The following is a 25,170-nucleotide window of genomic DNA, read 5'->3' as shown; positions in this document are numbered from 1 at the left end:
TGCGGCTCCTCGCCATAGCCCTGCTATGACTCGTCGCCGCGCCTTGCCAGGAACCACCAGGGCCACGCCCCTTTGCAACCTTATTTTTGGGGCAGGACACTAGTGAATTGCACCGTTATCGTGCCGCTGCTGAATGAGCGGATACAGTTGCCGAACCTGTTGCAGCACCTGCGCGCTGTGCAGGACCGCGACGGCTGCGAAGTCATTCTGGTGGATGGCGGCAGCACCGACGGCAGCGTGGAGCTGATCAGGGCCGCGGGGTTGCAGATGATCAGCGCACCGCGGGGCCGGGCGCGGCAGATGAACGCCGGTGCGGCGATTGCCAGCGGCGACTGGCTGCTGTTTTTGCACGCCGATACCCGGCTGCCACAGAACGCCGCGAAGGAAATTGCACTGGTGTCTTTGCGGGATTATCAATGGGGGCGCTTCGATCTGCGCATCTGCGGCGACAGTCTGTGGTTCCCGCTTATCGCGACACTGATCAACTGGCGCTCGCGTTTAACAGGCATCGCCACCGGTGACCAGGCGCTGTTCGTGCGCCGCGATCTGTTCGAGCAGCTCGGCGGTTTCCCGCAACAGCCGCTGATGGAAGACATAGAGCTCAGCAAGCGGCTGCTGAAATTGTCGCGCCCCGCCTGTATCGACGCCCGCGTCAAGACATCCGGACGCCGCTGGCAGAAGTACGGTGTCCTGCGCACTGTCCTGTCGATGTGGCGCTTGCGGTTTGATTACTGGCGCGGTGTGCCCGCCGAAGTGCTCGCCCGGCGCTATGAGTAATTCAACGCACAGACCGCTGCGGCTGATTGTTTTTGCCAAGGCGCCGCTGGCCGGTTTCGCCAAGACGCGCCTGATCCCGGCGCTGGGAGAGGAGGGCGCGGCGGCACTGGCAGCGAAGATGCTGCGGCACACCCTGCAGCAGTGCGTGCAGGCGCAGCTGGGCAGTGTCGAGCTGTGTGTGGCACCGGAAGTGGAACACGACTACTGGCAATCATTTCCGTTGCCGCGGGGCGTGTATCTCAGCAGCCAGGGCGGGGGCGACCTGGGTCAGCGACTCTGGCGCGCAGCCGCGCGCGCGGACGGCGCCGGGGAATCCGTGCTGCTGCTCGGCACCGACTGTCCGCAGCTCACGGCGGCGCGTCTCCGCGCGGCGGCGTCTGCACTGCGTGATAACGACGCGGTGGTCTATCCGACTCGCGACGGCGGCTATGCGCTGCTGGGGTTGGACCGCGCCGAGGCGGTGCTGTTTGAAAATATCCGCTGGAGCACAGAGGTGGTGGCGCAGCAGACGCGGGAGCGGCTGGATCAATGCGGCATGCGTTTTGAATGGCTGGAGATGCTGGTGGATATCGACGAGCCGCAGGATCTGGATTTTTTACCGCGGAGATGGGGAGAGTCCTTGTAGGAGCGGCCCATGGCCGCGATCGATGTCGGAGGTGCCCGGAAAGTCCGATCGCGGCCACCGGCGGATGGCCGCCCCGCCGCTCCTACAAGAGGGAATAGTCAGTTGGATTAAAGCGCCGAGGCGGCGCCGGCCGCTTCGGCGTCGACCGGGGTGTTGTCAGCCAGTGCTTCCACTGCGGCGTTATTGGCGGCGGCGAGGCGCTGTTCCTCGATGCGGCTGCTCCAGGTCAGCAGTGCCTGGTAGTGACGGATATTCTGCACATAGGTGACGGGCTCCCAGCCGCGCGCGTAGCCGTGCTTGGTGGTCTTGTAGTACTGGCGCTTGGCCAGCAGCGGCAGGTGAGCGCGCACGTCGGCCCAGCGGTCCGGGTTGCCGCCCATCTTCTCGGTCAGCACGCGCGCGTCCTCGAGATGGCCGAAGCCGACGTTGTAGGCCGCCAGGGCCATCCAGGTGCGGTCCGGTTCGCGGATGCGCTCGGGGATCTTCTCGCGGATCTGCACGATATAGCGGGCGCCGCCGTCGATGCTCTCCTCCGGATCCAGGCGGTTGACGCCCAGTTCGCGTGCGGTATCGCGGGTCAGCATCATCAGTCCGCGCACGCCGGTGCGGGACTTGGCGCGGGGGTTCCAGTGGGATTCCTGGTAGCTGAGCGCAGCCAGCAGGTGCCAGTCGAGTTCGTATTGTTCAGCCACTTTCTGCATGGTGTCGCGCCACTGGGGCAAGCGCTCTCGGCTGCTCTTGGCGAACGCCTGGGCGCCACCGGCATTCAGCTTGCTGACATGGCCGAAGAATTCCTCGCGCAGCTCCGCCAGCAGGCCGCTGGTATTGGCGCGCAACATAAAGCGGCGCGCGCTGCGATAGAGGCTGTCGTCTTCACCCTGCGGGAAGGCCCAGGCTACTGGTTGAAACTGGGTCAGGTTGAAGGCGACAGAGGTATTGGGGTAGAGGCCGCGGTGCACTGCGTAGGCGTTGGAATCGACCACCGCGTAACTGAACCTGCCCTGGTCGACCATCTCCACCAGCTCCATGGCGTCGACATCGGATATTTCCTCCCATTCCAGCCCCGGATAGCGCTGGGCGAGTTTGCGCATCTGCTCGGCGTGGGCGCTGCCGGCGATGACGGCGACTTTCTTGCCCTCGAGATCACCGGCCTTGCGCGGGCGCTCCTCGCCGAGGCGATAGACCACCTGCTGGCGGATTTCGAAGTAGGAGGGCGTGAAACGCACCTGATCGCGGCGCTCGGGGGTGACGGTGAGGCCGGCGGCGGCCAGGTGCGCGCCTTCCCCGGGGGCGCGCAGGCGGTCAAACATCTCGCCCAGGTCGTGCACGTCGCGGATTTCCAGCTCCACGCCCAGATCCTCGGCAAAGGCCCGCAACATCCCGTATTCGAAACCGGTATGTTGGCCTGCGGCGTCTTCGTAATAGGTGGTGGGACCATTCTGGGACAGCACGACCAGCTTGCCGGAGGCCTTCAGGCGCTCCAGCATGTCCGGTGCCTTGCTCGCCACCAGCAGCGAGGCACAGCAGGCCAGGGCCAGGCCTTTCAGCAGGCGGCGGCTGTAGCGCAATATGCGGCTTTTCATCATCATACACAGTCCCCTCAGTCCCTTAGCTGCTAATTAGCTGCTATCGCTTTTTATCGCAGCGGATACCGGCGTTGCTCATCCTGAGCGGCGGGGCCGGCAGAAGATCGGCAATTTTACCCCAGTCGGTGACAGATTGCCCAATTCCGCGTCGCGATGTGACTTCTGGAGTTGCATCTATGCGGTAATTCTAGTAGGGCCTGTCGGGCCGGGCCTGGCGCGGGAATCAATACCGCGCCAATTTTTGCGCCTGCCCGCAGGCCGGAATGAGGCTCGGGGCAGGCTGCGAATTTTGACCCCGCAATGCGCCCACAAGTGCCGCAGGGCAGTGTTGGAGTCGCCATGCTTCAGGTACAATTGCGCCCGCTCCAATCCCCGGGCGCTTTGCGCGATCTTCTGCCGCGCGAAGCTTCCGACCTGAATCAGTGATTTCAGGTTCAAATTCAGACAAGAGGCAAACTCCCGCGATGCTAGTTCTGCGTGGTGCTCCCGCACTGTCGAAATTCCGCCATCAAAAACTGCTCAACCAACTGCGCGCACTGCAGCCCGCGATCAGCGATATCTACGCCGAGTTCGTGCATTTTGCCGACAGCAAAAAACTGAACGAGAAAGAGCAGGCGCTGCTCGAGCGGCTGCTGCAGTACGGCCCCACCGAGGAAAAGCACCGGCCCGAGGGCGAACTGCTGTTGGTCGTGCCGCGCCCGGGCACCATTTCGCCCTGGTCCTCCAAGGCCACGGATATCGCGCACAACGCCGGGCTGACGCAGATCCATCGCCTGGAGCGCGGCATCGCCTATTACATTAGCGGTGTCGAGTTAACCGCAGCTGAACGGCAGGCGCTGGCAGACCAGCTGCACGACCGCATGGTGGAGAGCGTATTCACCGAATTTGACCAGGCGGAACAATTGTTTCACGAGGAAAAGCCGCGCCAGCTGACCAAGGTCGATGTGCTCGACGGCGGCCGCGGGGCGCTGGAAGCCGCCAATGTCAGTCTCGGCCTGGCGCTGGCGGAGGACGAGATCGACTACCTGCTCACCAGCTTCCAGGAACTGGAGCGCAATCCCACCGACGTGGAACTGATGATGTTCGCCCAGGCGAACTCCGAGCACTGCCGCCACAAGATCTTCAACGCCACCTGGACCATCGACGGCGAGGACATGCCGCACTCCCTGTTCGGCATGATCAAGAACACCTACCAGAAAGGCGGCGACAACGTGCTGTCCGCCTATGCGGACAACGCCGCGGTAGTAGTGGGCCACGAGGCCGGCCGCTTCTACCCGGACCCGGAGACCAAGGAATACGGCTTCAGCGTGGAACCGATCCATCTGCTGATGAAGGTGGAGACCCACAACCACCCGACCGCCATCGCGCCCTTTCCCGGTGCGGGCACCGGCGCCGGCGGCGAGATCCGCGACGAGGGCGCGGTGGGCCGCGGCTCCAAGCCCAAGGTTGGCCTGACCGGCTTCACGGTATCCAACTTGCAGATCCCGGGCTACGAGCAGCCCTGGGAGTATGACTACGGCAAGCCCGAGCGCATAGTCACCGCGCTCGACATCATGATCGAGGGCCCGATCGGCGGCGCCGCGTTCAACAACGAATTCGGCCGCCCGAACATCTGCGGCTACTTCCGCACCTTCGAAGAGGATTTCGGCGGCGAGCGCCGCGGCTACCACAAGCCGATCATGATCGCCGGCGGCTACGGCAATATCCGCGAGGAGCATATCGAGAAACCCGAGTTTGCGCCCGGCGCCAAGCTGGTGGTACTGGGCGGCCCGGCGATGCTGATCGGACTCGGCGGCGGCGCCGCGTCCAGTATGGCCAGCGGCACCAGCTCCGAGGACCTGGATTTCGCCTCGGTGCAGCGCCAGAACCCGGAGATCGAGCGCCGCTGCCAGGAAGTGATCGACCAGTGCTGGCAGCTGGGCGACAGAAATCCCATCGCGTTCATCCATGACGTCGGCGCCGGCGGACTGTCCAACGCCTTCCCGGAACTGGTGAAAGACGGTGGCACCGGCGGCAAGTTCGAACTCAGAAATGTACCCTGCGACGAGCCGGGCATGAGTCCGCTGGAGATCTGGTGCAACGAATCCCAGGAGCGCTATGTGCTGGCAGTGATGCCGCAGGATCTTGAGCGTTTCGCGCGGATCTGCGAGCGCGAGCGCGCGCCCTTTGCGGTGGTTGGCGAGGCCACCGAGGAGAAGCGGCTGCTGCTGAATGACAGGGAGTTCGACGCCAGGCCGGTGGATTTGCCGATGTCGGTGCTGTTCGGCAAGCCGCCGAAGATGCACCGGGTCGCAGAGAAACGCGCGGTGGCGACGACGCCGTTTACCACCAGGGACATCGATATTAACGAGGCCGCCGAGCGCGTGCTGCGCATGCCGGCGGTGGCGAGCAAGAGCTTCCTAATCACCATCGGCGACCGCACTGTGACCGGACAGGTGGCGCGCGATCAGATGGTCGGTCCCTGGCAGGTGCCGGTGGCGGACTGCGCCGTGACCACGGTTTCCTACGACAGCTACGCCGGTGAGGCCATGGCGATGGGCGAGCGCACCCCGGTGGCGCTGCTGGACGCGCCGGCCTCCGGCCGCCTGGCGGTGGGCGAGGCGATCACCAATATCGCCTGTACTTCCATCAGGCAGCTGTCCGATATCAAACTCTCCGCCAACTGGATGTGCGCCGCCGGCCACCCGGGCGAGGAGGAGAAGCTCTACCGCACCGTCGAGGCGATTGGCATGGAATTGTGCCCGGCGCTGGGCATCACCATCCCGGTGGGCAAGGACTCCATGTCGATGCGGACCGCCTGGAATGATGGCGGTGAGGACAAGGCGGTGACTGCGCCCCTGTCGCTGATCATCTCCGCCTTCACGCCGGTCACCGACGTGCGCAAGACCGCCACCCCGCAGCTGCGCACCGACAGGGGCGACAGTGAACTGATTCTGGTGGATCTGGGCGCGGGCAAGAACCGCCTAGGCGGATCCTGCCTGGCCCAGGCCTACAGTCAGCTCGGCGACGTGCCGCCGGACCTGGACAACGCCCAGATGCTGAAAGGCTTCTTCGAAGAAGTGCAGCAGCTGCTGAAAGACGACCTGATCTACGCCTACCACGACCGCTCCGACGGCGGCCTGTTCGCGGCGGTGACGGAGATGATGTTCGCCGGCCGCGTCGGCCTCGACCTGGACATCTGGGAGCTGAGCGCCGACCCGATCGCCGCGCTGTTCAGCGAGGAACTGGGCGCAGTGCTACAGGTGCCTGCCTGCGACGCGCGGATGCTGGTGAAGACCTTCGGTGAGCACGGTATTCCGGCGCACCAGATCGGCTATATCAACAACTGCGATCGCCTGCGTATCAACAACAGCGGCGAGGAAATCTTCAACCGCTCGCGCACCGAGTTGCAGCAGATCTGGTCCGAGACCAGCTATCGCATCCAGGCGCTGCGCGACAACGCCGACTGCGCGGCGCAGGAGTTCGCCGCCATCGCCAAGGACGATCCGGGCCTGTCGGTGCACCTGACCTACGACATCAACGAGGACATCAGCGCGCCCTACATCAAGAAAGGCGTGCGGCCGAAGGTGGCGATACTGCGCGAGCAGGGCGTCAACAGCCAGGTGGAGATGGCGCACGCCTTCCACCGTTCCGGCTTTGCCGCCGTCGACGTGCATATGAGCGATATCCTCGCCGGCCGCGTGACCCTGGAGCAGTTCCAGGGCCTGGTGGGCTGCGGCGGTTTCTCCTATGGCGACGTGCTCGGTGCCGGTGAGGGCTGGGCCAAGACGATCCTGTTCCATGACCGCGCCCGCGACCAGTTCGAGTCCTTCTTCAATCGCAAGGAAACCTTCGGTCTGGGGGTGTGCAACGGCTGCCAGATGTTCTCGGTGATCAAGGAGCTGATTCCCGGTGCCGGCCACTGGCCGCGCTTCGTGCGCAACCTGTCCGAGCAGTACGAGGCGCGCTTCGCGCTGGTGGGCATCGAGGATTCCCCGTCCGTGCTGTTCAAGGGCATGGCCGGTTCCTACATGCCGGTAGCGGTGGCGCACGGCGAGGGCCGGGTGGAGTTCGCGGATCAGCAAGCGCTGGAGGCCTGCGAGAAATCCGGCACCATCGCCATGCGCTTCCTGAACAACAAGCGCGAAATTTCCCAGACCTATCCCGCCAACCCCAACGGCTCGGTGAACGGTATCACCTCGCTCTGTTCCGAGGACGGCCGCGTCACCATCATGATGCCGCACCCGGAACGCGTCGCCCGCGCCGTCAGCAACAGCTGGCACCCGGACGACTGGCAGGAGGATTCCGGCTGGATGCGCCTGTTCCGCAACGCGCGGGTGTTCGTCGACTAAGGCGAATATCATTGCGCGACATAAAGGCCCGCTTATTTGATCGCAATACTGTTCACTGAATGATTTTGTTGGCAGTGCTGCTACCGGGTGCGGCCTTGTGAGACACGGGCTAGGCGCCCCCCCCTAAACCCATCCATGGGGGCTCTGCACCGGTATCCATGCCGGTGACAAAACGGCAGGCAAGCTGTTTTGGACGCCGAAGGCGACCGAAGGGTGAGGGCCATGGATGGCCCGAGTCACCGTCTCACAAGGCCGCCCCCGGTATCAGCACCTTCGCGGCAAGTTCAGTTCAGTGAATAGCATAATGCTCATCCGGACGGTTTTTTTTAACCGGTCTACTATTCTCCGTCGGCCCGGCAAAACTGATATTTCCTGCTACACTTAAAAAGTTACCCACAATAACTTTTTACATATGGTGCAGATTCCGGAACTGGTCGCCGAATACACCCGCCTGCTCCCCCCGCAGCGCAGTGAGCGGGTCCAGGCGCTGCATCAATTTATCGTCGAGCGCTACCCCCAGGCGCAGGTTTCCCTGAAGTACAAGATGCCCACCTACCAGGTGGACGACGGCTGGATCGCCGTGGCCAGCCAGAAAAACTATGTCTCCCTCTACACCTGTGCGCGGGAACATATCCAGCCCTATATCGACAGTCATCCCAAAGTTAAATGCGGTACCGGTTGCCTCAATTTTCGCGACAGCGATGAAATCGCCTGGAAGAATTTGGCACCGGTGCTCGCTTCGGCATTCAGCAAAGGTCATTGAGGAGGTTGTTATGACATACAACGAAGAACTTGCGGAAAAGGTCCGTTTTCTTCTGCAGAAAAATGAGGGGCTCACCGAAAAGCAGATGTTCGGCGGCCTGGCATTTATGCTGAATGGCAACATGGCCTGTGGTGTGGTTGGCGAGGAACTGATGGTGCGCGTCGGTCCCGATAATTACCAGGATGCGTTGGCCGAGCGCTACACCCGGCCGATGGATTATACCGGCCGGCCGCTCAAGGGTATGGTGTACGTGGAAGAGGACGCGGTGGCGGCGGACCTGAATGAGTGGGTCAGTCGCGGGGCCGAATTTGCCGGTTCGCTGCCGCCGAAATAATCGTGCCGGCGCCGTCGCCACATGCGGCCGGGTACTTCCACTGGGCTGCCGCGATTGCCAGCTTCGCGCTAGAAGTGTCCGCCGTGGAGGTGATGGCGGTTGCTGGTCTCTTCACGATTTCCCGGCCTCTCTTCGGGTGACCTGATCCCGGCAGGTGAATCTCTTCGTCATTTCCCGCAGCCCGCTTTTCAATCCATTTTTGTTCCTGCCCACCCAGCTGCCGCAACTGCTTACAGGATTACCTGCTAGACGATAAGCTGGATCTCCTTTGACTCGTCACCAACCGCGCATGGCACGGTGGCGATTCCTCACAGCGCGAGAGGCGCTGCCGCCGCGGCTATCCCCGGACTTTGGCGGCGAAACAGTTCCACAAATGGTATAACGACGGCTTCGTAAGGGGCCTGTGCAAGGCGCTGCGTCCGCAGTAATTTGCGGGGGAAGCGGCCGCCAGGCCGATCCGGTGCGGATGCAACGATGGAGCGATGACAATAATGCGATCGGACAAGTTTCTGGCCGGTGTGCTGGCGGGGTCTTGCATGCTGGGGTTGGTCGCGGAGGTCGCAGCGGAAGAGGCCGTTGCCGCGACTGATTTTCCCGCTGCGCTGGAAACGGTAACGGTCACCGCCAGCCGCCACCGGCAACCAATTTACGGTCAGGCAATCAGCGCCTCGGTGCTGGACCGCGACGAGCTGGCGCTGCTCGGGCAGCAGCATATCCAGCAGGGCCTGGCGCGCACGCCGGGGGCGAATTTTGCCCGCGGTAACGGCCTGGAATACCTGCCGGCGCTGCGCTCTCCGGTGCTGAGCGGCGCCGGCGCCTGCGGCAGCCTGCTGGCGGAGGTGGACGGTGTGCCCCTGCGCGCGGCGGGTTTCTGCAATATCAACGAGCTGTTCGAGGCCGGAATCGAGACCGCCGAGCGCATAGAAATTATCCGCGGTCCGGCGGGCACGCTGCACGGCGCCAACGCCATGCACGGCGTGGTCAATATTATTTCCCCCTCCGCGCAGCAGGACCTGGTCCGTGTCGGCCTAGAGGGCGGCCCCCACGACTATCTGCGCAACACGCTTTCCTGGAGCCGCGTGGCAGACGCAAATGCATTGCGTATGGATCTGTCACTGAGCGGCGATGGCGGTTATCGGGCAGACTCCGGCTTCGCGCAGCAGAAGCTCGCGCTGCGTCACCAGACGAGTGCCGGTGCCTGGCAGGTCAGCAACAGCTTGGCCGCGGCCAACCTCAACCAGGAGACCGCCGGCTATATCGCGGGCGAGGGCGCTTACCGGAATCGCGACCTGAGCCGCAGCAACCCCAATCCGGAAGCCTATCGCGATGCGCGCTCGGCGCGCTTTGCCAGCGAATGGCTGTATCGGAGCGGGCGCGGCGCGGAAATCAAGATAGTGCCCTATCTGCGCTACGCGGAAATGGAATTCATGCAGCACTTCCTGCCGGGCACGCCGCTGGAACGCAACCGGCAGCGCAGCGCCGGGGTGCGCAGCAGCCTGCAGGCGGAAATTGCGGCGGACTGGCTGCTGACTGCCGGCCTGGACGCGGAGATCACTTCCGTCTCGCTGCTGGAGCTGCAGGAGCATCCCGCCGAGGGTACTGAGTTTCTTGTGGAAACCATCCCCGCGGGCCGGCACTACGATTACCGGGTGGATGCGCGGCTGCTGGCGCCCTTCGCGCAGCTCGGCTGGCAGGCGAGCGATCGCACGCATTTCACTGCCGGCCTGCGCTTCGAGCAGATGCAGTACGACTACGACAACCGCATGCTCGCCGGCCGCACCGCGGAGGACGGCAGCGAGTGTGGCTTCGGTGGCTGCCGCTTCAGCCGGCCCGCGGATCGGGGGGACAGTTTCCGCAACTGGTCGCCGAGTCTCGGCATGACCTATCAACTGGCGGCGGACCACCAGGCCTTTGCCAGCGCGAGCCACGGTTTTCGCCCGCCCCAGGCCAGCGAGCTGTACCGCCTGCAGCGCGATCAGCAGACCGCGGAGCTGGATTCCGAGCAGCTGGCCGGTATCGAGAGCGGCCTGCGCGGTGCCTTCTCCGCATTCGATTACCAGCTCGCCGTCTACGCCATGCGTAAGCGCAATGTCATATTTCGCGATGCGGATTTCTTCAACCAGTCGCGGGGCCGGACCGAACACCAGGGAGTGGAGCTGGCGCTGGATTACCGCCTCGGCCAGTACTGGAAGCTCGGCGTCTCCGGCAGCTATGCCGAACACCGCTACCGGGATCGCCGCGAGCTGGATGGTGAGCCGCTGTTCGGCAAGATGCTGGAATCGGCGCCGCGCCATTTCGGCAGTGCCCGCCTGACCTGGCTGCGCGCCGCCGGCAGCCGCGCGGAGCTGGAGTGGCTGCACCAGGGCGCCTTCTACACCGATCCGCACAACCGCCACAGCTATCCCGGTCACGACCTGCTGAACCTGCGCGCCTACTGGCAGCTGGACCGGCAGTGGTCGCTGCAGTTACAACTCCTCAACCTCGCCAATGCCGCCTATGCGGAGCGGGCGGACTACACGAGCTTTGCAGGGCCGCGCTATTTTCCCGGAGAACCCAGGTCGCTCTATGTGGGGATTGCGGGGGAGTGGTAGCTGGTAATCAATGTAAATTCCGTTCACGCAGTTGCGTCTGTATTTATTGGTGAGCCGGCGCTGCGGTTCAGGCTGCGCGTCCCGGCGCCGTGGAGCACCGCGTGTATTTCCGCACAGGTGGCGAGCGCGATACTCTCCGGCAATTCGCCGCCGAGATCCAGGCCGATCGGCGCGTGCAGCGGAGTCGACAGCTGTTCCAGGCGCAGCCCCGCCAGCTGCAGGACGCGATCCCGGCGGCGCCGCGGACCTAACAGACCCAGGTATTTGAGCGGCTGTGAGTAGAGCGCGCCCAGTGCCGCCGCATCCAGCACCAGGTTGTGGCTCATCAGCACCGCGCCGTCGAATTGCCGCAGATCCAGCCGCGCGGCCAGTTCCTGTGGATGGCAGGAGTGGCAGCGGCAGCCGGGGAAATAGGCCGCGCGGCCATTGGCCGGTCGCGGGTCGCACAGACTGACCTGCCAGCCCTGGCTGCGACAGAGCTGCGCCATCGGGCGCGCGTCCACGCCCGCCCCCACAATCAGGATGTGCGGCACCGGTTCCAGCTTCGTCTGTAGCCATTCGCCGTCGCCCCGCTGCACCAGGCGTGCGCCGGGCTTTGCCCGCTCCGAAAGCGAAACCTGTGCCAATGTCTCACCGGTTACCGGAATCTTCTGCAGGTATTCACAGGCGCGGCGATTGAGCAGCTGCTCGCGCGCTTGCTCCAGTTGCAGATACTGATTCTGCCGGAGAATCGGCTGTAGCAGGATGTGCACGGTGCCGCCGCAGCCGATGCCCAGCTGAAAGGAAAAGTCGTCCTCGTCACTGCCGTCGTAGACCAGGGTTTTCGACTGGCCGCTGGCCAATACCCGCTGGGCATGGCGTTGTATATCGGCTTCCAGGCAGCCGCCGCTCAGCAGGCCGTAGTACTGGCCCAGATCATCGAACAGCATCATCGCGCCTGCCTTGCGATAGCAGGGGCCCTCCGTCATGTAGATGGTGCCCAGTACCCAGTTGCGGGAATTTTTGTGGCAGTGCCAGAGGTCCAGCAGTGACTGAAGCTGATTCGCCATTCGAGTCGCTCCGTGAATTTTCGTTGGCGCCTCGTTGGCGCCGTGGAAGTGCGATCAACCCGGCGATGAGCATTGCCGGCAAACAGCTCGATAACGCCATGACTTTATAGCAGGCGAATCGGCCAGCCGGCGCGGAGGGGGATGGGGATCTCGACTATTCCCGTCAAGGCGTTCGGCAATCCATTGCGCTTCGGGCCCTGAAGTTTTTGAAACTCAAGCGCACATGGCGGCGCGCAGCGCCATGGCAACCCGCTCCTGTGCTTCCTCGGTCAGGCGCGGATGCATTGGCAGTGACAGCACTTCGCGACACGCCTGTTCGGCGACCGGCAGCGGCGCCGCTGCGCCGCGGCGCTCGGCAAACACCGGCGCCTGCGGCAGGGTCTGGGGATAGTAAATTACCGCGCCGATACCGGCCGCGCGCAATACCTCCTCCACCGCGGAGCGGCGGCCGTCTTCGATGCGCAGGGTGTACTGGTGGTAGACGTGGCGGCCGTAGTCTGCCTCGTGCGGCAGTACCAGCCCTTCGATTCCGCCCAGCAGCTCGCGGTAGTGCCGAGCTGCCGCGCGGCGGGCGTCGTTCCAGGTGTCGATATAGGGCATCTTCACCTGCAGTACCGCCGCCTGGATGGCGTCCAGCCGCGAGTTGTAGCCCAGGGTCACGTGGTGGTATTTGCGCTCGCTGCCGTGGTCGCGCAGCTTTCTGGCCAGCTGCGCCACCTGGTCGTCGTTTGTCACCAGCAGGCCGGCATCGCCGCAGGCGCCGAGGTTCTTGGTGGGGTAGAAGGAGAAGGCGCCGACATCTCCGATGCTGCCCAGCTTGCGGCCGCGGTATTCGCCGCCGAAGGCCTGGGCCGCATCCTCGATAATTTTCAGGTCGTGCCGCTCGGCGATATCGCGGATAGCCTGCATCGGCGCCGCCTGCCCGTAGAGGTGCACCGGCATTATGGCTCTGGTGCTGGGTGTGATTCTGGCCTCTATGCAGTTGGGGTCGATATTGAAGGTGTCCGCATCAATATCGACAAACACCGCGCGGGCGCCGACCGTCTCGATGCTGCCGGCGGTGGCGAAGAAGCTGAAGCCGGTGGTGATGACCTCGTCGCCCGGGCCTATTCCCAGCGCCCGCAGGCCCAGGACCAGCGCGTCCGTACCCGAATTGACGCCGACGGCATGCTTCACACCCAGGTAGTCGGCGGCCGCCGCCTCAAAGGCCTGCACCTCGGCTCCGAGAATAAAGGCATTGGAATCCAGCACCCGCCCGCAGGCCGCCAGTAGCGCCCCGCGCAGTTCCTCGACTTCGCCGGACAGGTCCAGCACCGGTAGAAATTTCGCGGCGTCCATTCAGCTCTCCAGCTCAGCTTTCCAACAAATGTGAAACCTGCTCCAGTACCTCGATCACCTGCAGTGCGCTGCGGCCATCGGACAGGGGCGGCTGGCGGTCCTGTACCCGGGCCAGAAAGTGCTGCAATTCAAGCTTCAGGGGTTCGCCGTTGCCGCGCAGGATGATCTCGCTGCCGTCGTCCCGATTCTGCAGGTCGGGGGTGATGCCTTTCCTGTGCAGCGTGACTGTCTGTGCCAGCTCGTCGTAGACCAGCATGCCCTCGGACCCGCGCACGACCAGCCGGCGCCGCGTCTCGGGCCACAGCCAGGAGTTGTGCAGACTGGCGCGCACCCCGCAGGGAAACTCCAGGTGCACATAGACATCGTCCTCCACCGTGGGCTGCACTATGCGGTGCCCGCTGGCCCGAATCCCGCAGGGCACATTGCCTACCAGTAGCAGCAGCACCGCCAAGTCGTGCACGCCGCAATCCCACAGCACATTTTCCAGGGGCCGCGCGCGCCCCAGACCTAGGCGCTCCTGGTGTACGGTGTAAAGCGTCCCCAGAGTGCCGGCGTCGAGAAATTCCTTGATCCACTGAATAGCGGGTTGGTAGAGCAGCAGGTGACCTGCCATAAGGATGCGACCGCGCTGCTCGGCCAGCCGCACCAGCGTCTCGGCCTGCAAACTGGTGGCGGTCATGGGCTTTTCAATCAGGACGTCTTTGTCTGCCTCGAGGGCGGCGCGGGCAATTTCGTAGTGCAGCGGCGTCGGCGTGGCGATGACGAATGCATCGTAATCCGCTGCGATTGCCTCCCGGTAATTCCCGTGGGTGGCTATGCCGGGATAGGCTTGCGTGTACTCGGCACATTTTTCGGAGGAAAGATCGATGACCGCGGCCAGCACATCGAGTTCGGAGAGGCTGCGGATGATATTTTTACCCCAGGCACCGGCACCAATGGCTGCAACTTTCACTGTTACGCTCCAGGCTAAAACTGCGAGTACCGCAATGATCGCACGTTGGAAACAGCATTTTGTCCGCAGGTGTCAAAAGCAAATACATCCCCCCGGCGAACGGAAAAATCCAATTCAATTCGCACAAGATAACAGAGGCAGTCACGCCATGGCTACTGGCTGCGAGGATGCCTTATGGCGGTCGGCATACACGGATACGGGGTAAATTGACCGCAGGGCTGAGCAGGGTAAAAGCCACCATTGGGTATGAAAAATTAATTCATCAGGTGCAGTGCCGCGAAAGCCGCTATCTGGCCCAAGGCACATGTAAATAATGTGCACGTGTGGAAGTCAGTTGCGGGTGCCGGATTTGCGTGGAAATAGGCGTCACCGTGCAGTCTGTTGAAAGGCTGGTGCCGCCCCGGATGCTATTCCCTATTGGCGGACCCCGGCCACTCACAACTGCTTTTTCAATGGCGCCAGTGCGATCCTGTTTCTACCCTTGCGCCGAGCGTTGCCCTACACTGATTTTCGTTAAGCAGGGCGGGCGCGGGCGGGTGACCCCGGCGCCCGGTTCAATCCAGTTCACGGAGACGGGATAAGCAATGGCCACACTGACGCTGAACAATGGCGTCGAAATTCCGCAGTTGGGTTTCGGCACCGCCGCTATCGGCGAATGGCAGCAGGACGACAGCTACGTCACGGACACCATCCTCAAGGGGATGTCCATCGGCTATCGGCACTTCGACACCGCCTCCGTCTACGGCAATGAGCGCGCGCTCGGCCGCGCCATCCGGGACGCCGGCCTTCCGCGACAGGAGCTGTTCATTACCAGCAAGGTGTGGGACACAGAGCAGGGGAGGGAAACGACGGCCGCCTTCGAGCGCAGCCTGGAAAGGCTGCAGCTGGCTTACCTGGATCTCTACCTGATCCACTGGCCGCTGCCGGCCTACACCCGAGAAACCTGGGAGGCGATGGAACAGCTGTACGACGAGAAGAAAGTGCGGGCGCTGGGATTGTCCAATTTCCGCAAGTCCGATATCGAACAGATCGCCACCTTCGCGCGTATCCGGCCCACTTGCAACCAGATTGAATTGCACCCCTACTTCACGCAAAAGGACCTGGTGGACTACTGCCAGTTCCACAAGATGGCCGTTGCCAGCTGGTCGCCGCTGGGCTCCGGCAGCTGGAGCGGCGTGCCGACCAGTGAAAAGCCGGTTGTGGATCCGGTGATTGTCGCGCTGGCCGAAAAGCACGGCCGCACCGCGGGCCAGATTATCCTGAAGTGGAATATTCAGCAGCACCGAATTGTCATTCCGAAGGCGGAGAGCCTGGACCATATCAGGAACAATTTCCTGCTCGACGACTTCACGCTAAGCGAAGAGGAGATCCAGGCGATCGACAGCCTCAACCGCAACCACCGCTTCGGCGCCGATCCCGATACTGCCCACGAAGAAAACAAAAAAGTGCGGGTGCCGGACTGACCCCCGGGACCACGGAGCTCCAGCTCCGCTCGCAGGCGATCCAGGATTTTTTTCCCTCTGCGAAGATGGAGGGCTGGGTGGGAGGTCAACAGTGCGGCAGGGTTCCCGCCCTAGTGGTTCAAGCGGTAAATTCGGTAACTAAAGCTCACAGCCACAGGCTCCGGGGCAAGGCGAAAAAGCGCAGGACTAGCAGGGCTAATTCAAGCTTTTTCAACGCCGCACCGGGGCCTGTGGCGAAGAGATCGGTTACTGAATTTACCGCTTGGACCACTAGACTGCGTCCGTAACCGGTGAAGCGGCAGTGTGATCTGCTGTCCGGGGCAGGCCCAAAAAGATAGCAACCAGGGCGGCCGCGCCCAGCAGCCAGCAGTAGTAAATATTGCCGACCAGTGCCAGCGGCGAAACCTTGGCCAGCGACGACGCCAGCAGCACCTGGGCGCCGTAGGGCAGCAGTCCCTGCACCGCGCAGGAAAAGATATCCAGCAGGCTGGCGCTGCGGCGCGGATCGACCCCGTAGCGCGCGGCCATGTCTTTCGCCAGCTCGCCATTCAGCAGAATCGCCACCGTGTTGTTGGCCACGCAGACATTGGTCGCGGCCACCGCGGCGCTGATTCCCAGCTCGCCGGTGCGGGGACTGGATTCCGCCCTGCCACCGCTGCGGCTGATGCGATCGATCGCCTGAGCCAGCCATGCCAGCCCGCCCCGCTCCTTCATCATCGCCCCCAGCCCGCCGATCAGCAGGGACAGAATCAGAATCTCCTGCATATTGGTGTAGCCGGCGTAGATATCCTGCGACAGCTGCGCCAGGCTGTAATCCGGCTGCAGGCCCAGGCCGATGACACCGGCCAGCAGTATGCCCGCAAACAGTACCAGCAGCACATTCACGCCCAATGCCGCCAGCAGCAGCACCGCGATATAGGGCAGCACGCGCACCAGCTCGTAATCCCCGGGCACGGCCACAGGGGCGGAACTCCCCAGGCCAGTACCCTGAAAGTACAGCCACACCAGCGTCAGCAGCGCCGCCGGCAGCGCGATGCGGAAATTCATGCGGAACTTGTCCCGCATCTCCACGCCCTGGGTGCGCGTGGCGGCGATGGTGGTGTCGGAGATGATCGACAGGTTGTCGCCGAACATGGCCCCGCCGACCACGGCGCCCACGCTCAGCAGCAGCGGCAGCTCCGTTACCTCGGCGATGCCGACGGCAATCGGCGCTATGGCGGCGACGGTGCCCATGGAGGTGCCCATGGCGGTGGCGACGAACGCGGTAATGACGAATAGCCCCGGCAGTACCAGGGCCGGCGGGACAATACTCAAGCCAAAGTTCACCGTCGCCTCCACACCGCCTATGGCGTTGGCCACGCTGGCGAAGCCCCCGGCCAGCAGGTAGATAAGCACCATGGTGACGATGGTGTGGTCGCCGACACCGCGGACAAAGGTTTCGATGCGGCTGTGCAGCGAGCCCCGGGCCAGCAGTATCGCCAGTGCGATTGCCGGCAGAATCGCGACGGGCGCGGAGATCCGGTAAAAGGCCATTTCGACCCCCTGCGCCTGGTACCAGAGACCGCTGCCGACAAACAGGGCCAGGAACAGGGCCAGTGGCAATAATGCGAGAGGGGAGGCTTTGGTCATGATTACAGCTTCGAATGACTTGGGCGGAGGTTGCGCGATGGAAAGCGGCGGATTATAGAGACTGGCCCACCGGCGACCAATAACTCTTTGCTTCGCGGCCGCGCGCTTCGGTTCTAAGGCCTCGGCGCCGCGCGCAGCTGCCAAGCTGGGCGCACTGGTGAGTCACCGCGGAAATATGTTCCAATTTGCCGCTGACAGGTCCTGAAAAATAATAGCGCCGTTACCGGCGCAGCTGCAGTCTCGGGGAAAAATCATGGCAGTAACGCGGCAGCATTTTGTCGTTCTCGGCCCATTGCTGGCCGCAATTTTCTATGCAGTTCTGCTCGCCGCGGAAATGCCGCCCCCGGCGGCGGTAACGGCCGCAATCACCCTGCTGACGGTGATCTGGTGGGTCACCGAGGCACTGCCGATACCGGCGACTTCGCTGGTGCCCTTCGTATTGCTGCCGCTCGCCGGTGTGGCCGATCACAAGCTGGTGGCATCGTCGCTGGGCAGCCATGTGATCCTGCTGCTGATGGGTGCCTTTATGCTGTCGAAGGCGCTGGAGAAGAGCGGCGCCCACGAGCGGCTGGCGCTGTATATGCTGAAGCTGGTCGGTCTCTCCAGCGGCCGCCGCCTGGTGCTGGGCTTTATGCTGGCGGCGGGGCTGCTCAGTATGTGGATCTCGAACACGGCCACCACGCTGATGATGCTGCCGATTGCGCTGGCGATACTGTCGCGCGTGCACAACCAGCGCCTGACCATCGCCCTGATTCTCGGTATCGCCTATGCGGCAAGCCTCGGCGGGGTCGGCAGTCCCATCGGTACGCCGCCCAACGTGATTTTTATGGGCATCTACGAGGAGGTCACCGGGCGCGAGTTCAGCTTCCTCGGCTGGCTGGAAATCGGCGTGCCGGTGGTGCTGGTTACCTTGCCGATTATGGCCCTGTGGCTGACGCGCGATATCCGCCTCGACAAAGCCATAGAACCGCCGACAGTGGGCCACTGGCGCACGGAGGAGGTGCGGACGCTGGCGGTCTTCGGCATCGCGATCCTGGCGTGGATCACCCGCAACGAGCCCTTCGGCGGCTGGAGCGGCTGGCTCGGTATCGACGGTGCCGGTGACAGCACCGTCGCCCTCGGCGCCGTGGTACTGATGTTCCTGGTACCGAACGGCAAGGGCGGTCGCTTGCTGGACTGGCAGTCGGCAGAAAGCATTCCCTGGGGCATGCTGCTGCTGTTTGCCGGCGGTATCGCCATCGCCAAGGGGTTTGCCGCATCCGGCCTGAGCGACATGCTGGGCAATGGCCTGTCCTTCCTCACCGCCATGCCGCTGTGGCTGATGCTGGTGCTGCTGTGCCTGGCGGTCACCTTCCTGACGGAAATCACCAGCAATACCGCCACCGCGACCCTGCTGATGCCGATCCTCGCGGTGGCGGCCGAATCCGCCGGTTTCGATCCGATGGTGCTGATGATTCCCGCGGCCATGTGTGCCAGCTGCGCCTTTATGCTGCCGGTGGCCACGGCGCCCAATGCGATTGCCTACGGCACCGGCAAGGTGCGGATGCAGGACATGGTGCGGGAGGGCGCGGTGCTGAGCGTGCTGGCCTCACTGATCATTGCGGCGATGAGCTGGCTGCTGCTCGTATAGCGACGAGCGTGCAGGTTCGGGCGCGGGGGCGACCGAGCGTGCCGTCTGTGTTGAATTCGGGGCAGGAGAGTCGGCCAGTGCCGAGGAATTGAGCGCCAGGCGCGACCAGGGTGACTGTCGCAGGACACAAAACATTTGCAATCGGCTGTAATAAGCCTTTTCGTGAACGGCTGAACAAACTGATTTAGGATTACTCCCAGCGCAGTACCACAACAATAATTGTCCTCGGAGGACTTATGAAAGCTGCTGTCATCGCCCTGATGTCTGTATTGGCATTAACCGCTTGTGGCAAGCCGGATTCTGCTAATACCGAAAATACCGCAACCGTCGAGCTCTCCAGCGCAATGCGTGTGGAGCCATCCCCACCGGTCGCCAAGAAAGTTCCCCACAAGATGTCTATCCACGGCCACGAGCGCATCGATAACTATTACTGGATGCGCGATGACCTGCGCAAAGATCCGGAAATCATCGGCCACCTCGAGGACGAAAATGCCTATGCCGATTCGGTGATGAAGCACACCGAAGCGCTGCAGGATACGCTCTTTCAGGAAATTACCGGGCGGTTGGAACAGGATAAATCGACCGTTCCGGTCAAGGTGCGCAATTACTGGTATTACAGCCGCTATGTGCCCGGCCTGGAATACCCCGTATACGCGCGCAGGAAAGGTGACCTGGAGGCAGCGGAGGAAGTTCTGCTCGATGTCAACGCGCTCGCCGAGGGCAACGACTACTTTCATGTCGGTGAGCCGGTGGTCTCTCCCAACGATCGGCTGCTGGCCTATGCAGAGGACAGCGTCGGCCGCCGCATCTACGGTATCCGCTTCAAGGACCTGAAGACCGGCAAGTTGCTGCAGGATCGCCTGGAGAATGCGGAGCCGCAGCTGGTCTGGGCCAACGACAACCAGACGGTGTTCTACATCAACAAAGACCCGCAGACCCTGCTCGGCTACCAGGTAATGCGTCACAAGCTGGGCACGCCGCAGAGTGAGGATGTTCTCGTCTATGAGGAGGACGATACCGCGTTTTACACCCGGATCTCCAAGTCCAGGGATGGTGAACTGGTTTACATCCATCACTACTCGACGCTGGTCAAGGGGGTTTCCGTACTGGATGCCGATGCGCCGGAAGGCGAATTCCAGCCCCTGCATCCTTTGGAAGAAAAGCACGAGTATTTCGCGCGCAAGTTGCATGGCGACTTCTATATCCTGACCAACTGGGAGGCTGAAAACTTCCGCCTGATGAAGGTTGCGGCAAGCGATGCCGGCGACAAATCCAAATGGCGCGAAGTCATCGCCCACCGGGAAGATGTGCTGCTGGAAGACTTCACCACTTTCGACCGCCACCTGGCGATTGTCGAGCGCGCGAAGGGGCAGACCGCGCTGCGAATCATCGGGCTGGAAAACGGTGACGATTTCAAGGTCGGCTTCAATGACCCCATTTATCAGCTCGACCTCGACGAAAATCCCAGCCCCGGTGCCGACCGCGTGCGGGTCAGTTATTCGAGCCTGACCACGCCAAAAACCATCTACGATGCCGAGCTGAAAAGCGGCGATCTGCAGCTGCTGAAGCGGGACAAGGTGCCGGGCGGCTTCGATGCGGCGCACTACCGGAGTGAGGGCGTCACCATCACCGCCCGCGATGGTGCCGAAGTCCCGGTGTCACTGGTGTACCGCAAGGATCGCTTTACCAAGGATGGCAGTAATCCGCTATTTCAGGTCGGCTACGGTTCCTATGGCTACACCGTCGACCCCTGGTTCCGCCCGGAAGTGATATCCCTGCTCGACAGGGGCTTCGTGTTCGCCATTGCCCATATCCGCGGCGGCCAGAAACTGGGGCGGGACTGGTATGAAGACGGCAAAATGTTCAACAAGATCCACACATTTACCGACTTTATCGACGTAACCAAAGGCCTGACCGGGCAGAAGTACGGGGCCGCGGACAAGGTGTTCGCCGCGGGCGGCAGTGCGGGCGGACTCTTGATGGGGGCCGTGGTCAATATGGCGCCGGACCTCTATCGCGGTGTCACCGCCATGGTTCCCTTTGTGGACGTGGTCACCACCATGCTCGACGAATCGATTCCGCTGACGGTCAACGAGTACGACGAGTGGGGCAATCCCAACAACAGGGACAGCTATGAATACATGCTGTCCTATTCCCCCTACGACCAGGTCAAGGCCCAGGATTACCCGAACATGCTGGTGACCACCGGCCTGCACGACTCCCAGGTGCAGTATTTCGAGCCGATGAAATGGGTGGCGAAATTGCGCGAGCTCAAGACGGACAACAACCGGCTGATTTTCGACATCAACATGGATGCCGGCCACGGCGGCGCCTCCGGGCGTTACCGCAGGTACAAGGAAATCGCGCTGCAGTACGCCTTCTACCTGGACCTGCTGGACAAGGGGCAAATGGCGGGTGCGGTGGAGTAAATCCCTCTGCGCAGGAGAACCGGTGCCGCCGGCACCGGTTCTCTGTCCCCGTCGCAGGTCTGTAAAAAGTCCTGCCCGTATCAGGCCGCCTGCAGCTGTGCCGAGTGATCCCGGTCGGCAATCGGCCAGTGCAGCGCTGCGGCGAGCAGGCCCAGCAGTATGCCGGCATACCAGATACCGTCGTAGCTGCCGAACGTCTCGTACAGGTAGCCGCCCAGCCACACGCCGCTGAAGCTGCCGAGCTGGTGGCTCAGGAAGACGATACCGTACAGGAAGGTCATATAGCGGGTGCCGAAGAAGCGCGCCACCAGGCCGGACGTGGGCGGCACCGTCGCCAGCCACAGGAATCCCATCAACGCACTGAATACCAGCACGCTGGCGAGTGAGACGGGCAGCAGCAGAAAGCCGGCGATGGCGAACACCCGCCCCAGATAAATGGCCGACAGCAGCTGGTGCATCGGCCATCAGCCACATACCCAGCCCGTAACACACCACGCCACCGAGCAGCACCTTCAGGATGCCGTGCCGGTCCGCCAGGCCGCCGGCGACCACCGCAAACAGCCCCCGGGCCAGGTTCTGGACTACCAGCGCCAGAGAAGACGTCCCGCCCCCAGCCATTGGCTGCGGACATGGGCGCCAGGAACAGGCCGAAGCCGGCGCGATAGCCGAAGGACATCAACAGCAGCAGACAGGCGCTGATCAGGACGGGCAGGATGGGCTTGATATTCTTGTCCATGAATCAACTCTGGATGGCGGCTCGAGAGGCGGGTCGAGAGGCGGCTCAAGGGGCGCCCAGAGTAACCGCTTCGTCTGCAGCGCTTCGAGGCGGCGCGGTCGGCCAGGCACTTTCTGCCATGGCGCCTCATCGATGGCGCAGATCCTTGGCGCGATCACCGACTTCGCAGCATTCGGTGCACTGTCGGTGATAGTGGACCGGGCCCTGTCGATCTCCAAGATGACCTCGAGGTGCGTCTGAGATAAGGGGCCTGGCGGCAAGCTAGGCTACCTTGAGGGAGACTAAGGATTGCCGAGGAGCCCCGATGACCATTCTGCGCAGGGTTGGCAGAAATCTAAACGGCAGGGACTATGTGGTGGGCGATGTGCACGGCCACCTGTCGCAGCTGCGCCGGCAGCTTGGCGATATCCGCTTCGATCCCTATGTCGACCGCCTGTTCTTTCTCGGCGACGTGGTCGATCGCGGCCCCGACAGCGAGGGCGTGCTCGCCATGATCGACCAGCGGACCTATTTCAGTATTCTCGGCAACCACGAGGCGATGATGATTGCCGGATTTGAAGAAAGGGGCGAGGCCCTGCTCCATCAAATGAACGGCGGCGACTGGTTCTACGAACTCCCCGAGGACCGGCAAAGGCGGATAGTCGATCAGGTGCGCACCTGGCCCTGGGCGATGGAAATCGATGTCGGGCAAAAATGTGCCGGCCTGGTCCACGGCAATGTGCCGGACAGCAGCTGGCATGCGGTGGTTGAGTATTTGCAGGGCGCCGAAGCGGGCTGGAAGGCCGGTGCATCGCTGGCCGAACCTCTGCTCGACCGGGCGGCAAAACCACTGCTGTGGGACAGAACACTCGTTACCAGGCTCTATCGCGATTTTCTGGAGCGGGAGGCGAGGCAGCTGGAGATTGCCGAGCAGCTGCAGTCCCGGCCACAGGGTCAAGAGTGGGTGGTGCGGGGCGCGCCGGAGCAGCTGCGGCCATTTCAGGTGTCCGGAATCGATGCGGTGTATATGGGACACACCTATGTGCCCACGGCCACACAAGTGGGTAGATGCCATTTTCTGGACACCTATCGGGAAGAGCCGGGGGAAGTGCTGAGTATTATCTGTATCAATGCCCAGGCCCAAGCGAGTGCGAAGCGGCGATAGCAGAGTACAAATAGCAACATCTTTCTGCGAGAATCCGCCTCGATCGATTTGAAGCGGGCGATTTGTCTCTATAGCGAGCAGTAGCGCGCCCCTGCGTTTCAAGGTAAAGCATGTCGAAAACCATCGAACTGAAATCGGTACCCTCCACCCTGTCGTACTATCTGCGCGCACTCACCGCGAGAAAGTCCGGTCAGCTGCCGGCCGAAGAGGGCGAGCTGGGCAGGGCGGTGCTGAAAGGCAGGCGCGTGGATGCGAAATCGCTGGATGCCTATCGCGCGGTGTGCGGCTTTCCTGCCGGTGACAGTCTGCCGGCCACATACCCGTTTGTGCTGGCGGTGCCTCTGCATATGGAGCTGCTGGTTTCAGATAGCTTCCCACTGCCGGTGCTGGGGCTGGTGCACGTGCGCAATGCCATCACCCAGTACCGCGCCATCGGCCGTGACGAGCGGCTCGATATCGACTGCACCCTGACGGGGCCGCGCCCGGCCGCCAAGGGCCTGGAATTCGATCTGCATACGCGCGTGTCCGCCGGTGAAACGCCGGTCTGGGAATGCGTGACCACCATGTTGCGGCGCGGCAAGGGCAGCAGGGCACGAAAAAAGGCCGGCGGTGGCAAGAAGGCGGAGGAGTTTGCCCCGGATTCGGTGGCCGACTGGCATGTTCCCGCCGATACCGGCCGCCGCTACGCCCGTGTCTCCGGCGACAGCAACCCGATCCACCTGTATGCGCTCACCGCCAGGATGTTCGGCTTCCCCCGCGCCATCGCCCACGGTATGTGGACCAAGGCACACTGCCTGGCGGAGCTGGAACGCCTGCTGCCCGACGGACCCTTTAAAGTCAGCGTAGCCTTCAAATTGCCGGTATTGTTGCCCGCCGATGTGCAATTCCAGTACCGTGCCCGGAATGGCGATATTGATTTCTGCGTTAAGGACGCTGCAGGCAAGAAGCCGCACCTGACCGGGCTGGTCGAGTTGCTATAGGCGTGGCGCCGCTGCGGCTCCATCTCCCGTCCTTTTTTAAGCTGCGCGACGCCAGTCAATAGGTGAATTTCAAACCCGTTCACTGTAGATTTCCTGCGGAAGTAATTCGCTCGAGGACTGACTATGGATGCAGATTTCTGGCACCGGAAATGGGCAGAAAATGATATCGGTTTCCACGCCGGCGCGGCCAACGCGCTGCTGGTTAAATATTTCAATGCCGTGTGTCCCAAGCAGAATAGCCGTGTCTTTCTGCCGCTGTGCGGCAAGACGCTGGATATCGGCTGGTTACTCGCCAGCGGCTATCGCGTTGTGGGGGCGGAATTGAGCCGGCTGGCGATTGAGCAGCTTTTCGAAGAGCTGGGCGTGGCGCCGAAAATATCGCAATCGGATAAGGCGCTGCACTACAGCGCGGAAGCTATCGATATTTTCGTGGGTGATATTTTCGAACTGTCCCGCGATATGCTGGGGCGGGTCGACGCAATCTACGATCGGGCGGCCCTGGTGGCACTGCCGGAAGCAATGCGCACTCGCTATACCGCGCACCTGATGCAGATCACCAGCTCGGCCCCGCAACTGCTGATTACCTTCGAGTACGACCAGAGCTTACAGGCGGGACCGCCTTTCTCGATCAGCGGCGCCGAGGTCGAACGGCACTACGGCGGCCACTATCAGTTGACGCTCGCCGAGAGCCAGCAGGTACCGGGCGGACTGAAGGGCAAATGCGCGGCTACGGAGAATGCCTGGCTGCTGCAGAAAGCCTGAGGCGATATTGCTGTGCCGGGGTCTGCACAGGCATTGGTCTGGCAGGGCTTG

General features: G+C 62.8%; 18 protein-coding genes. 12 read left to right on the top strand and 6 right to left on the bottom strand.

The annotated features are described in order from the left end of the window. The first annotated feature begins 102 nt into the window (after window positions 1–102). The gene (locus tag RRF64_RS06445) at window positions 103–777 is read left to right on the top strand and encodes a TIGR04283 family arsenosugar biosynthesis glycosyltransferase (RefSeq protein ID WP_323845008.1); all 675 of its coding nucleotides are present in this window, start codon (window positions 103–105) and stop codon (window positions 775–777) included. Beyond that, a complete protein-coding gene (locus tag RRF64_RS06440; protein WP_323845007.1) occupies window positions 770–1,402 on the top strand; it encodes a TIGR04282 family arsenosugar biosynthesis glycosyltransferase in 633 nt (210 codons plus the stop codon). The genes RRF64_RS06445 and RRF64_RS06440 overlap by 8 nt, the downstream gene beginning before the upstream one ends. A 107-nt stretch (window positions 1,403–1,509) precedes the next feature. On the opposite strand, the gene mltF is transcribed toward RRF64_RS06440, so the two are convergent. Continuing rightward, window positions 1,510–2,991: a membrane-bound lytic murein transglycosylase MltF gene (mltF, locus tag RRF64_RS06435; protein WP_323845006.1), complete on the bottom strand. Its 1,482-nt coding sequence runs from the start codon at window positions 2,989–2,991 to the stop codon at window positions 1,510–1,512. A 461-nt stretch (window positions 2,992–3,452) separates the two neighbouring features. Here mltF and purL point away from each other — a divergent pair, with 461 nt between their 5' ends. The 4 genes from purL (at window position 3,453) to RRF64_RS06415 (ending at window position 11,007) form a co-directional block, all read left to right on the top strand. After that, window positions 3,453–7,319 carry a phosphoribosylformylglycinamidine synthase gene (gene purL, locus RRF64_RS06430; RefSeq protein WP_323845005.1) on the top strand — a complete coding sequence of 1,289 codons (3,867 nt, stop codon included), beginning with the start codon at window positions 3,453–3,455 and terminating at the stop codon, window positions 7,317–7,319. A gap of 412 nt (window positions 7,320–7,731) precedes the next feature. Continuing rightward, entirely contained in the window at window positions 7,732–8,082 is a 351-nt protein-coding gene (locus RRF64_RS06425) for a DUF1801 domain-containing protein (RefSeq protein WP_323845004.1), read from the top strand. Between the two features lie 10 nt (window positions 8,083–8,092). Then, complete coding sequence (locus RRF64_RS06420) at window positions 8,093–8,416, top strand: TfoX/Sxy family protein (protein ID WP_323845003.1); 324 nt, start codon at window positions 8,093–8,095, stop codon at window positions 8,414–8,416. Between the two features lie 482 nt (window positions 8,417–8,898). Beyond that, window positions 8,899–11,007: a TonB-dependent receptor gene (locus RRF64_RS06415; protein ID WP_323845002.1), complete on the top strand. Its 2,109-nt coding sequence runs from the start codon at window positions 8,899–8,901 to the stop codon at window positions 11,005–11,007. A gap of 23 nt (window positions 11,008–11,030) precedes the next feature. Here RRF64_RS06415 and RRF64_RS06410 read toward each other — a convergent pair whose 3' ends face one another. The 3 genes from RRF64_RS06410 to RRF64_RS06400 form a co-directional block, all read right to left on the bottom strand. Continuing rightward, window positions 11,031–12,056, bottom strand: coding sequence for an XdhC family protein (locus tag RRF64_RS06410; protein ID WP_323845001.1), 1,026 nt, complete (start codon window positions 12,054–12,056; stop codon window positions 11,031–11,033). Window positions 12,057–12,269: 213 nt separating this feature from the next. Then, the gene (locus RRF64_RS06405) at window positions 12,270–13,394 is read right to left on the bottom strand and encodes a DegT/DnrJ/EryC1/StrS family aminotransferase (RefSeq protein WP_323845000.1); all 1,125 of its coding nucleotides are present in this window, start codon (window positions 13,392–13,394) and stop codon (window positions 12,270–12,272) included. A 13-nt stretch (window positions 13,395–13,407) separates the two neighbouring features. Continuing rightward, window positions 13,408–14,346, bottom strand: coding sequence for a Gfo/Idh/MocA family protein (locus tag RRF64_RS06400; protein ID WP_323844999.1), 939 nt, complete (start codon window positions 14,344–14,346; stop codon window positions 13,408–13,410). Between the two features lie 584 nt (window positions 14,347–14,930). On the opposite strand from RRF64_RS06400, the gene RRF64_RS06395 reads away from it, so the two are divergent. Beyond that, window positions 14,931–15,809, top strand: a complete 879-nt coding sequence (locus tag RRF64_RS06395) for an aldo/keto reductase (RefSeq protein ID WP_323844998.1) — start codon at window positions 14,931–14,933, stop codon at window positions 15,807–15,809. 270 nt (window positions 15,810–16,079) lie between these two features. On the opposite strand, the gene RRF64_RS06390 is transcribed toward RRF64_RS06395, so the two are convergent. Next, the gene (locus tag RRF64_RS06390) at window positions 16,080–17,438 is read right to left on the bottom strand and encodes a Na+/H+ antiporter NhaC family protein (RefSeq protein WP_323844997.1); all 1,359 of its coding nucleotides are present in this window, start codon (window positions 17,436–17,438) and stop codon (window positions 16,080–16,082) included. A gap of 253 nt (window positions 17,439–17,691) precedes the next feature. Between RRF64_RS06390 and RRF64_RS06385 the strand changes: the two genes are divergently transcribed. Both RRF64_RS06385 and RRF64_RS06380 read left to right on the top strand, forming a co-directional pair. Continuing rightward, window positions 17,692–19,068, top strand: a complete 1,377-nt coding sequence (locus RRF64_RS06385; RefSeq protein WP_323844995.1) for an SLC13 family permease — start codon at window positions 17,692–17,694, stop codon at window positions 19,066–19,068. Between the two features lie 236 nt (window positions 19,069–19,304). Further along, entirely contained in the window at window positions 19,305–21,497 is a 2,193-nt protein-coding gene (locus RRF64_RS06380) for a S9 family peptidase (protein ID WP_323844994.1), read from the top strand. 80 nt (window positions 21,498–21,577) lie between these two features. Here RRF64_RS06380 and RRF64_RS06375 read toward each other — a convergent pair whose 3' ends face one another. Beyond that, a complete protein-coding gene (locus RRF64_RS06375) occupies window positions 21,578–21,955 on the bottom strand; it encodes an MFS transporter (RefSeq protein ID WP_323844993.1) in 378 nt (125 codons plus the stop codon). A 582-nt stretch (window positions 21,956–22,537) separates the two neighbouring features. Between RRF64_RS06375 and RRF64_RS06370 the strand changes: the two genes are divergently transcribed. From RRF64_RS06370 to tmpT, 3 genes are all read left to right on the top strand, one after another. Next, on the top strand, window positions 22,538–23,377 hold the full coding sequence (locus RRF64_RS06370) for a metallophosphoesterase (RefSeq protein WP_323844992.1): 840 nt from the start codon (window positions 22,538–22,540) through the stop codon (window positions 23,375–23,377). A 110-nt stretch (window positions 23,378–23,487) separates the two neighbouring features. After that, a complete protein-coding gene (locus RRF64_RS06365) occupies window positions 23,488–24,357 on the top strand; it encodes a MaoC family dehydratase (protein WP_323844991.1) in 870 nt (289 codons plus the stop codon). A gap of 123 nt (window positions 24,358–24,480) precedes the next feature. Beyond that, the gene (tmpT, locus tag RRF64_RS06360; protein ID WP_323844990.1) at window positions 24,481–25,119 is read left to right on the top strand and encodes a thiopurine S-methyltransferase; all 639 of its coding nucleotides are present in this window, start codon (window positions 24,481–24,483) and stop codon (window positions 25,117–25,119) included. Window positions 25,120–25,170: the final 51 nt, after the last annotated feature.

It is taken from the genome of Microbulbifer magnicolonia (genome assembly GCF_035117725.1).
GTDB lineage: Bacteria > Pseudomonadota > Gammaproteobacteria > Pseudomonadales > Cellvibrionaceae > Microbulbifer > Microbulbifer magnicolonia.
The sequence above is the reverse complement of the archived record's forward strand: the minus strand, read 5'-3'. Positions and strand labels throughout refer to the sequence as shown.